We start from the raw sequence: 14,030 nt of genomic DNA, 5'->3' as shown, positions 1-14,030 counted from the left end.
TCAAACCTCGATTTCATCCAGCCAGCGGGCCATGTCATCCAGGCGCTCGCGATGCTCGACCGCCGCGGCGAACAAATCGCCCGGCAGTTGTAGGGCCAACTTCTGCACGGTGACGTGATCGAAGAAGGCGTTGATTGGCAGGTGACAGCCGTGGCGTTGTTGCAGTTGAGCGCGCACTTGCATGACGCTCAGCGAATGCCCGCCCAGCTCGAAGAAACTGTCGGTGACGCCGATCTGCTCCAGCCCCAGAACTTCAAGCCAGATGTCGACCAGCGCCCGCTCGGCATCGCTGCCCGGCGCTACATGGCCGCTGCTCGCGCCCGGCCTTTCGGGTTGCGGCAACTGTTTGCGGTCCAGCTTGCCGTTGGCCGACAGCGGCATCGCCGGCAATTGCAGCAAGCGCCACGGCACCATGTATTCAGGAACGTGCTGCCCCAGATGAAATTTAAGCGCGGCTTCATCGGCCTCAGTGCCGACCCAGTAACCGAGCAGTTGATTGTCCCGCGCCACCACCACGCATTCGTGCACCGCGGCATGGGCCAGCAACTGCGCTTCGATCTCGCCCAGCTCAATGCGTTGGCCGCGTAACTTGACCTGATGATCGAGGCGCCCCAGGTAGTCGATGGCACCGTCGGCGCGCCAGCGCGCCAGGTCGCCACTGCGGTACATCCGTTCGCCGGGAGCACCGTAGGGGTTGGCGACAAAGCGTTCGGCAGTCAGCCCCGGACGGCCCTGATAACCCCGGGCCAGATTGACCCCGGCGATGTACAACTCCCCCGCCACGCCCACCGGCACCGGGTTGAGATCGGCGTCGAGAATATGGATTTGCGTATTGGCGATCGGACGCCCGATCGGCACGCTGCTGCCGTCCTCGCGACAGGCCCATGAGGTGACGTCGATGGCCGCTTCGGTCGGGCCATAGAGGTTGTGCAATTCACTGCTGGTTTGCCCCAGCACCTGGCGTTGCAACTCCGCAGGCAGGGCTTCTCCGCTGCAAATAACCCGTTTCAGGGAAGTGCAAAGCGCCAGTTCACCGGCCGAGACGAACGCCTGCAACATCGACGGCACGAAGTGCAGCGTGGTGATGCCGTGCTCGACGATCAGTTCACGCAAGGCCTGCGGATCACGGTGAGCACCGGGCGGTGCCATCACCAGTGCCGCGCCGCTGAGCAGCGGCCAGAAGAACTCCCACACCGACACGTCGAAACTGTAGGGGGTCTTTTGCAGCACCCGGTCAGTTGCGTTCAGAGTGTATTCGGCCTGCATCCATTGCAGTCGATTGAGCAGCCCGGCATGGCGATTACCGACGGCCTTGGGCTTGCCGGTGGAGCCGGAGGTGTACAGGCAATAGACGAGGTTTTCCGGGGCGATATCGACCTGCGGCGCGGTCTGCGGCTGAGTTGCCAGCGCCAGGTTTTCCAGTGCATGAACCGGTACACCGGCAGCGCCGGACCACGTGCTCAATAGATGTTTCTGGGTCAGCAACAATGGGCTGCCACTGTCGGCCAGCATCCCTTGCAGGCGCTCTTGCGGGTGATCCGGGTCCAGCGGCAAGTACGCACCACCGGCCTTGATCACCCCCAGCAGTGCCACCACCAGTTCCACGGAGCGCTCGGCGCTCACTGCCACCGGCACGTCCGGGCCAACGCCCCGACCCTGCAACCAGTGCGCCAGCTGATTGGCCCGGGCATCCAGTTCGGCATAGCTCAGACGCGTGTCGCCATACACCAGTGCCAGCGCATCCGGAGTAGCCCGCACCTGCTCAGCGATCAGGGCTGGCAGGCTCGCGTACTGTGCATAGTCGACCCCGGTGGCATTCCACATTTGAATCTGGCGGGTCTCGGCCGGGCTCAGCAATGTCAGGCTGGCCAAGGGCCGGTAGCTGTCTTCGAACTGTTGCAGCAGCCCGCCAAGGTGCTCGCTGAAGCGCACCACGTCGGCCTCGGCGAAGGCATCCAGGCGATAGCTGAATTCGATCTGCAACTGCGCACCGGCATGGATCACCAGGGTCAGCGGGTAGTGCGTGGTTTCGTGGCGCTGCAGCGGCGAGAACCGCAAACCGCTGGCCTCGCCAAGGGCCTGTTCCACCGGATAGTTTTCGAACACCAGCAAGGTGTCGAACAGGGCCTGACCGCCCTGCCCGGCCCAGCCCTGAATCTCGAACAACGGCGTATGTTCATGCTCGCGCAACGCGCTGTTGAAGGCCTGCAACTGGCGCAACCAGTCGCCCAGGGCCTGTTGCGCCGGTGGCGTCTGAATCACCGGCAAGGTGTTGATGAACAACCCCAGGGTACGTTCGGCATCCGCCAGTTGCGCCGGACGTCCGGCCACCGTGGCGCCAAACGCCACGGTGGCCTGCCCGCTGTAGCGTTGCAGCAACAGGCTCCAGGCACCTTGCACCAGCGTATTGAGGGTCACCCGCTCGCGGCGGGCAATGGCGATCAGGCGGGCCGTCTGCTGCGCGTCGCACTGCCAGTGGTGCTGGCGGTGACCGCTGCCAAGGGCCACGCCATCCACGCTAGTGGCCAGCAGAGTCGGCGCGTCCAGCCCGGCCAGACGTTCACGCCAGAAGGCCTGGCGCTGCGCCGGGTCACGCTGTTGCAGCCACTGCACGTAATCGATGTAACGCCCTGCCACTTCGCCGGGTGGTGTTGCGCGGTAGTGCTGCAAAACCTCGGCGATCAGCCGCGACGAACTCCAGCCATCGAGCAACAAGTGATGACTGCTCAAAATCAATTGGTAGCGCTGTTCTTCCAGGCGTACCAGCAACACCCGCAGCAAAGGCGCCTGACCAAGGTCGAAACCGTCCTCGCGCTCTTCGCGGGGCAGATCTTCGACCGCCGTGACCCGGTCGCTGCGCTCGCGCCAGTCGAGCACGCGCACCGGCGACGGCACGCTGCGGCGCACCGCTTGCAACGGCTGGCTCAGCCCTTCCCAGAGGAACCGGGTGCGCAACACGTCATGCCGGGCCACGGTGCTGTCCCAGGCCTGAGCGAAGCGCGTGGCGTCGAGGCCGTCGATGGCCAGACTCAGCTGGTTGAGATAATGGCTTTCGCCGGGGGCCTGCAAGGCATGGAACAACATGCCCTGCTGCAACGGCGTCAGCGGATACAGCAACTCGGTGTCGGCGGGCAGTTGCAGACGCTCCAGCGCGGCCTGATCCAGCCCCGCCAGCGGGAAGTCCGACGGGGTGAAGCGTTGCGCGTCGGGGCTCAGGCAATGCTCGATCAAGCCCTGCAACTCCTCCCGGCACGCTGCGGCCACACGCTCGACCCAGGCCGTGGACAGCCGCGCGCCGCTGTATTGCCAGTTCATCTGCAATTGACCCTGGCGCACCTGGGCATTGATGATCAACTCGTTGCCCAGCGGGGCGTCCGCCGCCTGATCGTCACCGCCGCGCTCGGCCGCGATGCTGAACAAGGCCCGGTGATCCAGGCCACGATCGGTCTGCCCCAGATAGTTAAAGGTGATCGACGGCTGCGCGGCGCCAGCCAGTTCGGCGCGCACCCCGGGCTCGCCGAGATAGCGCAACAGGCCGTAGCCCATCCCCTGATCGGGCACCTGACGCAGTTGCTCCTTGATCCCGCGAATCGCCACACCCGCAGCAACCGCCGGGTCGGTTTGCAGGCGCACCGGATACAGGCTGGTGAACCAGCCCACACTGCGGCTCAGGTCAACGTCGGGACAGTCCAGCGGCACTTCACGACCATGACCCTCGAGGCCGACCAGCACGCTTTCGCCAGCGGTCTCACGCAGCACCGCCCGGGCCAGCGCCGTAAGCAACAGTTCATCAACGCGGCTGCGATAGGCCTGAGGGGCCCGGGTCAATAACTGGCGGGTCAATGGCTCGTCCAGCCGTACCTGGCACTCGCGCACCTGGTCGCGGCGACGACTGCCGGCCGGGTCCAGCAAGGGCAGGCTGACCGCCCCCGGCGCCAGTGTGGCGCGCCAGAAGTCCAGCTCGGCCAGACGCTCCGGCACCTGCGCCTGGAGCACTTCGCCCCAGCGTTGGAAAGCACTGCTCTTGTTGCCAAGGTCCAGCGCCTGCCCGGCCTGCAACTGGCCATAAGCGCGCTGCAAGTCCTCCAGCAGAATGCGCCAGGACACCCCGTCCACCACCAGGTGATGGGCGGCCAGCAACAGCTGCTGGCCATCCCCGGTGTCCAGCAACAGGCCACGCAACAGCGGGCCTTCACTCAGGCTCAAGCCGGCCTGGACGATGCTGCAGACACTGGCCAGTTGCGCCGGGGTGCTGACCTGGACCTGCTCAAGGGGGACCGCAGCGGTGTCGGCGTGACTCTGCTGCCACACACCCTGCGCGTCCCGGGTAAAGCGCAGACGCAAGGCATCGTGCTGAGCCACCAGCGCTTGCAGGGCACGCTCCAGCAGCAGCGGGTCGAGGCTTTCGCGCGGTTGCAGCAATACCGACTGGTTCCAGTGCTGGCGAACCGGGATCGGGCTCTCAAAGAACCAGGCCTGGATCGGCGTCAAGGCCGCCGCCCCGGTCACCGGACCCTGTGCCCGATCAACGCCCGGCGCAACCCTGGCCACCTGGGCCAGAGCGCGGATGGTCTGTTGTTCGAACACATCCTTGGGGGTCAACAGCACCCCGGCCTGACGGGCACGTCCCACCAGTTGCAGGGACACGATTGAATCGCCGCCCAGTTCAAAAAAGTTATCGCTGGCGCCGACCCGTTGCATACCCAGCAACTGCTGCCAGATCCCGGCCAGCAGGGTTTCCACCTCGCCCAGGGGCGCGACGAATTCGCCGTCCTGCACCTGCCAGTCCGGGGTGGGCAAGGCCGCCCGGTCAAGCTTGCCGTTCGGCGTCACCGGCAATTGCGCCAGCCACATCAGCCGGGCCGGAATCATGTAGTCCGGCAAATGCCCGGCCAGGGCCTGCTTGACCCGCGCCTCCAGGCCCGGCTCATCGGCTGGCGTGGTTGCCACGCCATAAGCGACCAGTCGTGGCCCGGTAGGTGAAGGCAACGCTAGCACCACGCACGTCTCGACCTGCGGATGTTGCTGGATGTGCGCCTCGACCTCCCCGGGCTCGATGCGATAACCACGGATCTTGATTTGCTGATCGATGCGGCCGACGTATTCGATCACCCCCTCGGCACCCCACAACACACGGTCACCGGTGCGGTACATGCGCGCCCCCGGCGCACCGAACGGGTCAGGCACAAAACGCTCGGCGCTCATGGCCGCACGTCCGTGATATTCCCGGGCCAGACCAGTGCCGCCCAGGTACAGCTCGCCACTGACCCCGACCGGCACCGGTTGCAGGCGTGCGTCGAGAATGTAGGCACGACGGTCGCCGACAGGACGGCCGATGGGCGCGTAGGCCGACAGGCAGGCCTGGCTGGCCGGCACCTTCCACACCAGCGGCGTGACCACGGTTTCGGTCGGGCCGTAGCCATTGATCAGGGTGCGCGGTGCCAGGGTCTGGCGGATCCGCTCGAAATTGGCCTGGGGCATGGCTTCGCCGCCGAAGGAGTACAGGTCCAGCGCCGGGGCATGCCCACGGGTCCGGGCTTCGGCGGCCAGCTGGGTCAGATACACCGGCGGGAAGCCGGCGTTGGTGACCTGCTGCTCTTGCAGGGTCTGCAAGGTGCGCGCCGGGGACCACAGCTCTTCGTCGCGCAGCACCAGGCTGGCACCGCAGGTCAGCGCGGTCAGCCAGCGCTCATGGGCACCGTCGAAGGCGAAGGAGATGAAGTGAAACTCGCGGGACTCGGCACTCATGTCGTACAGCGGCGCGGTGGCATCGCAATGCATGGCCAACGGGCCATGGGCCACGGCCACGCCTTTGGGCGTGCCGCTGGAGCCGGAGGTGTAGATCAGGTACGCAAGATTCTGTGCATGCACCTCGACGCTAGGGGGCTGGTCGCTGTAGTTGTCCAGGTCCAGCCGGTCGAGGTCGAGCACGGCCAGACCCGGGGTTTGCGGCAGGCGATCCAGGGCCATCTGTTCGGTGAGCAACAGGCTCATGCCGCTGTCGGCCAGGACGAAGCCCAGACGTTCGCGCGGATAATCCAGGGCCAGGGGCACAAAGGCCGCACCGGCCTTGGCCACCGCCAGCAACGCCACCAGCAGGCGGTTGGAACGCTGCAAGGCGACGCCGACCCGAACTTCGGGCCCGACACCGCGAGCGATCAAGGTGTGGGCCAGACGGTTGGCCTGCCCTTCCAGTTCGCCACGGCTCAAGTGCTGCCCCTCGCAAATCAGTGCAATACGCTGCGGGTCGGCCGCGGCGTGGGCGGCGATTCGCTGCTGCACACTGCTGAAGGCCGGGGGCGCGTAGTCCGAGCGGCTCCAGGCCATGAGTTGAGCTTGTTCAGCAGCGCTCAGCGGGCTAAGCGCTGCCAACGGCTGCAGCGCATCGGCACACAGGCCAAGCAACAGTTGCTGCAGATGTTCGGCCAGGGCCTCGACCCGCTCCGGGGCGAAAGCATCACGACGGTAGCCGAAGCTGATGTCCAGGGTCTCACCGGCGAAGATCGCCAGGGACAATGGATAGTGGGTGGCTTCAAGGGTGCTGGAAGCTTCGATGCGCACCCCGCTGCGCTGGCGCATGGCGTGATCGACCGGGTAGTTCTCGAACACCAGCAGGCTGTCGAACAGGCTCTGCCCGCTCAGGCCCGCCCAACGCTGGATGTCGGCCAGCGGGGTGTGCTCGAACTCGCCGGCATCGGCGCTGCAGGCCTGCAGCTCGCGCAACCAGTCGCCCACCGCCTGTGCCGGAGCACCGCCAGCGATCACCGGCACGGTATTGATGAACAGGCCGACCACCGCTTCGGCATCATCCAGGGCTGCAGGACGACCCGATACCGTGGTGCCGAACACCACCCGGGACTGGCCGGTATAGGTTTGCAGCAGCAGGGTCCACGCGCCCTGCACCAGGGTGTTGAGGGTGACCCGCTGACGCCGGGCAAACTGGCGCAGCCGCTGGCTGTCAGCCACCGACAGGCCGCCGCGAATCACCCCGTGGCCCGGGGTTTCGCCAAGGCCCTGGGTGTCCCGGGCCGGCAGGCTCTGGGCCAGCAGGGTCGGGCCATCCAGGGTTGCCAGACGCCCTTGCCAGTAGGCCTGGGCCGCCTGCCCATCCTGGGCACCGAGCCAGGCGATGTAATCGCGGTACTGGCTGCGCGGCGCCCGCGGCCGTTCACCGGCGTAATGTTGCAGCACTTCGCTGATCAGTCGCGCGCTGCTCCAGCCGTCCAGCAGGATGTGGTGGAAGGTCCAGATCATGCGGCAGCGAGTGGCATCCAGACGTAGCAACTGCACCCGTTGCAACGCCAGGCGGGTCAGGTCGAAACCTTCGGCGCGCTCAGCCCGGGCCCAATCATCCAGGGCTTGCTGGCTGAGCCCGCGGGCGTCATGCAACTGCGCTACGGCCGGGCCACGGCGCAACACTGCTTGCAACGGCGTATCGAGCCCGTGCTCCCAGAGGAACAGGCTGCGCAGGGTCGGGTGTTGCTGGACGGTGGTTTCCCAGGCCTGCAGGAAGCGTTGCGGGTCCAGACCGTCAAGCACCACGTCGATCTGGTTGACGTAGGCCGCGCGAGCATCCCCTTGCAGGGTGTGGAACAGCAGCCCCTGTTGCAGCGGCGACAGCGGATACAGGTCCTCGACGTCGCGGGCTGCCAGGGGCAAGCCGTCGAGCCGGGCCTGGCTCAAGCCCGCCAGCGGCACATCGGCCGGGGTCAGCGCGGCGTTTTGCGGGACCAGACAATAAGCGGCGAGCAAGCTCAGTTCGGCACGCAGGTCATCGAGCAGGCTTTCCAGTTGCGAAGCGCTGTAGTGCCGGGCATCGGCGCGGCCGTCGAATTGCAACTGGCCTTCCACCAGGCGGGCGTTGAGGGTCAAGGCATGGCTCAGGGGGGCCGCATCGTCGCGCTGGCGGCCCTGGGGTTCGCTGGCCAGGGTAAACAGGCGCTGGCCATCGAGGCTGGTGTCGTACTGCCCCAGGTAGTTGAACATCACCTGTGGCCGGGCCTGCCCGTCAAGCATTGCCCGGGCAGACGCCGGGCCGAGATAGCGTAGCGCGCCGTAGCCGATGCCCTTGTTCGGCACCTGACGCAGCTGCTCCTTGACGGCCTTGATCGCCGAGCCCAGATCGCCCGTACCCGGGCTCAGACGTACCGGGTACAGGCTGGTGAACCAGCCAACGCTGCGTTCGATATCCAGCCCATCGCCGAACGGTGCGGGCAACGCATCGCGGCCATGGCCTTCCAGCTCGACGCTTAGGCAGTCCTGTGCGCTTTGGCGGCACAGGACCCGCGCCAGGGCCACCAGCAACAATTCATCCAGACGCGTGCGATAGGCCGCCGGCGCCTCCTTTTGCAGGCGCCGGGTCAGTTCCGCCGGCAGGCGCAGGCGGCGCTCCACGGCCTGGCCCTCACTGCCCAAAGCCATTGCCGGCTGCCCTGCGGTCTGCGCGCACCAGTAGTCCAGTTCATCGAGCAGCGCCGGGCTGGCGGCGAACGCCTGCAAGCGCTGGCCCCACAGGGCGAAGCTGGCCCCCACCGGTGCCAGGGTCACGCGCTGGCCTGCCGTCAGTTGGCGATAGGCTTGCTGCAAATCTTCCACCAGGACACGCCAGGACACGCCGTCCACCACCAGGTGATGAACCACGATCAACAGACGCTGACTGCCGTCGCCCAGGGTCAGCAAGGCAGCGCGCAACAGAGGGCCCCGGGCAAGGTCCAGACTGGCCTGCAAGCGCTCAGCCTCGCGCAGAAACACCTCGGCGTCCGGGGCATCCACCTCCACCAGCCAGTCCTCGGTGCAATGCGCGGTGTAGTCTTGTTGCCAGACGCCCCGGGCATCCTGCCCGTAACGCAGGCGCAGGCTGGCATGTTGTTCGGCCAGCGCCGCCAGACTGGCGCGCAGGGGTTCGACTTGCAGGGCCTGCAGCGGGCGCAGCAACGCCGACTGGTTCCAGTGCTGGCGCTGCGGGATGTCCTGGCTGAAAAAATATTCCTGGATCGGCGTCAGCGGCGCCGGCCCGACCGTTACCGCCTGCTCCAGCTCGCCTCCCTGAGCCACGCTGCGCGCCGCCTGGGCCAGGGCCGCCAGGGTCGGGTGCAGGAACAGGTCGCGGGGGCTCAGTTGCCAGCCGGCCTGACGCACCCGGCTGATCACTTGCAAGGACAGGATGGAGTCGCCCCCCAGTTCGAAGAAATTGTCGCTGATTCCAACCTGTTCTTGACCCAATACATCGGCCCAGATACTTGCCAGGATCCGTTCGATTTCGCTGCTGGGTACCACATAGTCTTCAGTCACCGGCCCTTGGGGCTGTGGCAACTGTTTACGGTCCAGCTTGCCGTTGGCCGACAGCGGCATGGTATCCAGCTGAACCAGACGCCACGGCACCATGTATTCAGGAAGGTGACGGGCCAGATGGGCCTTGAGTGCATCCTCTTCGATAGCATCCCCCACCCAGTAGCCGATCAGCTTGTCGTCGCGGGCAATGACCACGCTTTCCTGGACATTGGCATGGGCCAGCAACAGCGCTTCAATCTCCCCCAATTCGATACGCAGACCGCGCAACTTGACCTGATGATCGAGGCGCCCCAGGTAGTCGATGGCGCCATCGGCACGCCAGCGCGCAAGGTCGCCACTGCGGTACATCCGTTCGCCGGGCGCACCGTAGGGATTGGCGACAAAGCGTTCGGCAGTCAGCGCAGCACGGCCCTGATAACCCCGCGCCAGATTAATCCCGGCGATATACAACTCCCCCGCCACCCCCACCGGCACCGGATTGAGATCGGCGTCGAGAATATGGATTTGCGTATTGGCGATCGGACGCCCGATCGGCACGCTGCTGCCGTCCTCGCGACAGGCCCAGGACGTCACATCGATAGCCGCTTCGGTCGGGCCATAGAGGTTGTGCAATTCACTGCTGGTTTGCCCCAGCACCTGGCGTTGCAACTCCGCAGGCAGGGCTTCGCCGCTGCATATGATCCGTTTCAGCGAAGTACAAATCGGCAGTTCACCCGCCGAGACGAACGCCTGCAGCATCGACGGCACGAAGTGCAGCGTGGTGATGCCGTGCTCGACGATCAGCTCGCGCAAGGCCTGTGGATCGCGATGGGCACCGGGTGGCGCCATCACCAGCGCGGCACCGCTGAGCAGCGGCCAGAAGAACTCCCACACCGACACGTCGAAACTGTAGGGGGTCTTTTGCAGCACCCGGTCACTGGCGTTCAAAGCGTATTCGGCCTGCATCCATTGCAGGCGATTGAGCAGCCCGGCGTGACGATTGCCCACCGCCTTGGGCTTGCCGGTGGAGCCGGAGGTGTACAGGCAGTACACGAGGTTTTCCGGGCCGATATGGACCTGGGGCGCGGTCTGCGGCTGAATCGCAAGCGGCAGGCTTTCCAATGCGTGCACCGGTACACCGGCAGCGCCGGACCACGTGCTCAATAGATGTTTCTGAGTCAGCAACAACGGGCTGCCGCTGTCGGCCAGCATCCCTTGCAGACGCTCAAGCGGCAGATCCGGGTCCAGTGGCAAGTACGCACCACCAGCCTTGATCACCCCCAGCAGTGCCACCACCAGTTCCACGGAGCGCTCGGCGCACACCGCCACCGGTACATCCGGGCCCACGCCCTGAGCCTGCAGCCAATGGGCCAGCTGATTGGCCCGGGCATCCAGTTCGCCATAGCTCAGCTGCGTGTCGCCATACACCAGCGCCAGGGCCTCGGGGGTGGCCCGCACCTGTTCGGCGATCAAGGCTGGCAGGCTCGGGTACTGCGGGTAATCTTCGCGGGTCGCATTCCAGCCTGCGAGTTGCTGTTGCTCCGCCGTCGTCAGCGGCGGCAGTTCATGCAGCGGGCGTTCGGGTTGCTCCAGTAATTGCTCGAGCAGGTACAGAAAATGCGTGTGCCAGCCGTGCACGGTGGATGCTTCGAACAGGTCGGTGGCGTAACTGAAGGTGGCCGTGATCTGCCCCTGAGGGGTTTCTTCGGTGGTCAGGGCCAGGTCCAGCTGGGCGGTTTCGGCGGCCTGATCCAGGCGCTCGAACACCAGCCCGCCTGCCTGCAACTGGCTGTCGCCACGCTGCAAGTGATTGAACAGCACCTGGAACAGCGGGTTGCGGCCAAGGCTGCGCTGGGGTTGCAGCGCCTCGACCAATTGTTCGAATGGCAGGTCCTGATGGGCCTGGGCTTGCAAGGCTTGCTCACGCACAGCCTTGAGCTGGTCGATAAAGGCTTCGCGGCGCGACACCTGCAGCGGCCAGACCTGAGTGTTGACGAAGCAGCCGATCAAGCCTTGGATCGCCTGCGCCTGACGATTGGCCACCGGGATCCCGACCCGCACCTGCGCCTGACCGCACAGGCGGCTGAGCCACACGCCGTAGGCCGCGAGCAGAACCATGAACGGCGTGGCCTGCTGGCTACGGGCAAACTGGCGCAAGCGGGTGCTGGTGGCATCCGCCAATACCTTGCCGACCCGCGCCCCGCGATAGCTGGGCAAACCGGGACGCAGGTGGTCCGCCGGCAATTCCAGTACCGGCTCCTCACTGCCCAGGCGCTCACGCCAATACGCCAACTGCTGCTCGCTCTCGCCGGACTCCAGCCACAGCCGCTGCCAGCGCGCGTAATCGCTGTATTGCACATCGAGGCCGGGCAACGGGCTGGCCTCGCCCCGCAGGTGACGGGCATAACCACTGGCCAGTTCCTGGACGAACAACTCCACCGACACACCGTCGGCGACGATGTGATGCATCGTCACCAGCAGGGCGTGGCGCTGCTCGGCACAGCGCACCAGACACAGGCGCAGCAACGGCCCCAGGGTCAAGTCGAAAGGTTGCCGCGCCTGATCCTGGGCCAGGCGCGTCAAGGCGGCGTCGCGGGCCCGGGCCGACACCTCGCTGAGGTCTTCACGGGCGAGGATCAGCCCGTGCTCAGTGGCGCTATGTACCCGCACCCGGGGCTCGCCGCCCTCTTCGGGAAAGTCGCTGCGCAGTACCGCGTGGCGGGTGACTATGTCAGCCAGGGCAGCCTCCAGCGCCGCCTCGTTCAGTTCCCCGGTGAGTTGCAGCCCGCCGGTAATGTGATAAGCGCTGGAGGTCGGTTCCAGTTGCCACAGCAGCCACAGTCGGTGCTGGCTGTAGGACAGCGCGGCCGCAGCCCCGGCGGGTGCCGGGACGATTGGCAGACGCCGGGCATCAATGCCTTTTTCCCGCAGCTGTTGCAGGAACAGCCGCTGCTTTTCGCCTGGAAGTGCATTGAGCCGTTCGGCCAGCGCACGCAACGGATCGTCACGGTGGCTGGGGCCGTGGGCTTGGCTCAGGTCATTCATTCAATGCGCTCCAGTTCATTCAGCAATTGGGTCATGGCGTCCACCTCGTCTTCGGGGGCGTGCGCCGGAATGTGCTCCAGGTGCCGAGCAAGCGCCTCGACCGTCGGGGTGTCGAACACCGCGCCGAGGTGAATCTGTACGCCTAACTGGTGGCGAATCTGCGAGGCCAGGCGGGTCGCCAGCAGCGAATGCCCGCCCAGTTCGAAAAAGTCATCCGTCACACCGACCCGCTCCACACCCAGCACCTCGGACCAGATTCTGGCCAGCGCGCGCTCGGCGTCATTGCGGGGTTCGACATAGCCAGTGGCAGCGGCCTGCGCTTCGACCTGCGGTAACTGCTTGCGATCCAGTTTGCCGTTGGCCGAGAGCGGCATCGCCGGCAATTGCAATAATCGCCACGGCACCATGTATTCAGGAACGTGCTGCCCCAGATGAAATTTAAGCGCGGCTTCATCGGCCTCGGTGCCAACCCAGTAACCGAGCAGTTGATTGTCCCGCGCCACCACCACGCATTCGCGCACCGCGGCATGGGCCAGCAACACCGCTTCGATCTCGCCCAGCTCAATGCGCTGGCCGCGCAACTTGACCTGATGATCGAGACGCCCCAGGTAGTCGATAGCACCATCGGCGCGCCAGCGCGCCAGGTCGCCACTGCGGTACATCCGTTCGCCGGGGCCGCCATAAGGGTTGGCGACAAAGCGTTCGGCAGTCAGAGCTGCACGGTCCTGATAACCCCGGGCCAGATTGACCCCGGCGATATACAACTCCCCCGCCACGCCCACCGGCACAGGGTTGAGATCGGCGTCGAGAATATGGATTTGCGTATTGGCGATCGGACGCCCGATCGGCACGCTGTTGCCGTCCTCGCGACAGGCCCATGAGGTGACGTCGATGGCCGCTTCGGTCGGGCCGTAGAGGTTGTGCAATTCACTGCTGGTTTGCCCCAGCACCTGACGCTGCAACTCCGCAGGCAGGGCTTCTCCGCTGCAAATAATCCGTTTCAGCGAAGTACAAATCGGCAGTTCACCCGCCGAGACGAACGCCTGCAGCATCGACGGCACGAAGTGCAGCGTGGTGATGCCGTGCTCGACGATCAGTTCACGCAAGGCCTGCGGATCACGGTGAGCACCGGGCGGTGCCATCACCAGTGCCGCGCCGCTGAGCAGCGGCCAGAAGAACTCCCACACCGACACGTCGAAACTGTAGGGGGTCTTTTGCAGCACCCGGTCAGTTGCGTTCAGAGTGTATTCGGCCTGCATCCATTGCAGTCGATTGAGCAGCCCGGCATGGCGATTACCGACGGCCTTGGGCTTGCCGGTGGAGCCGGAGGTGTACAGGCAATAGACGAGGTTTTCCGGGCCGATATTGACCTGCGGTGCGGTCTGCAGCTGAGTCGCCAGCGGCAGGTTTTCCAGTGCATACGGCGGCACGCAAGCAGCGCCGGACCAACTGTCCAGCAGGTGAGCTTGAGTCAGCAACAACGGGCTGCCACTGTCGGCCAGCATCCCTTGCAAACGCTCCCGCGGATGGTCCGGGTCCAGCGGCAGATACGCACCACCGGCCTTGATCACCCCCAGCAGTGCAACCACCAGTTCAACGGAGCGCTCGGCGCACACTGCCACCGGTACATCCGGGCCAACGCCCTGAGCTTGCAGCCAATGGGCCAGTTGATTGGCCCGGGCATCCAGTTCGCCATAGCTCAGCTGCGTGTCGCC

At 65.7% G+C, this 14,030-nt stretch carries 2 protein-coding genes; both read right to left on the bottom strand.

Going from position 1 to position 14,030, the window contains the following annotated elements; genetic code table 11:
- On the bottom strand, positions 1–12,315 hold the full coding sequence (locus tag ACP7BO_RS08300) for a non-ribosomal peptide synthase/polyketide synthase (protein WP_426209548.1): 12,315 nt from the start codon (positions 12,313–12,315) through the stop codon (positions 1–3).
- Positions 12,312–14,030: amino acid adenylation domain-containing protein (locus tag ACP7BO_RS08295; protein ID WP_426209546.1), on the bottom strand; the 1,719-nt coding region annotated here is incomplete at its 5' end. The genes ACP7BO_RS08295 and ACP7BO_RS08300, both read right to left, overlap by 4 nt.

The organism is Pseudomonas sp. TWR2-1-1, from assembly GCF_049897045.1.
In the GTDB taxonomy this organism is placed as follows: domain Bacteria; phylum Pseudomonadota; class Gammaproteobacteria; order Pseudomonadales; family Pseudomonadaceae; genus Aquipseudomonas; species Aquipseudomonas versuta.
Note: the sequence above shows the minus strand (reverse complement) of the source record. Positions and strands in the feature narration are given on the sequence as shown.

What these genes read in the sequence shown, in the direction of transcription:
- ACP7BO_RS08300 (WP_426209548.1), bottom strand. Translation starts at nt 12,315, where the DNA reads ATGAATGACCTGAGCCAAGCCCACGGCCCCAGCCACCGTGACGATCCG.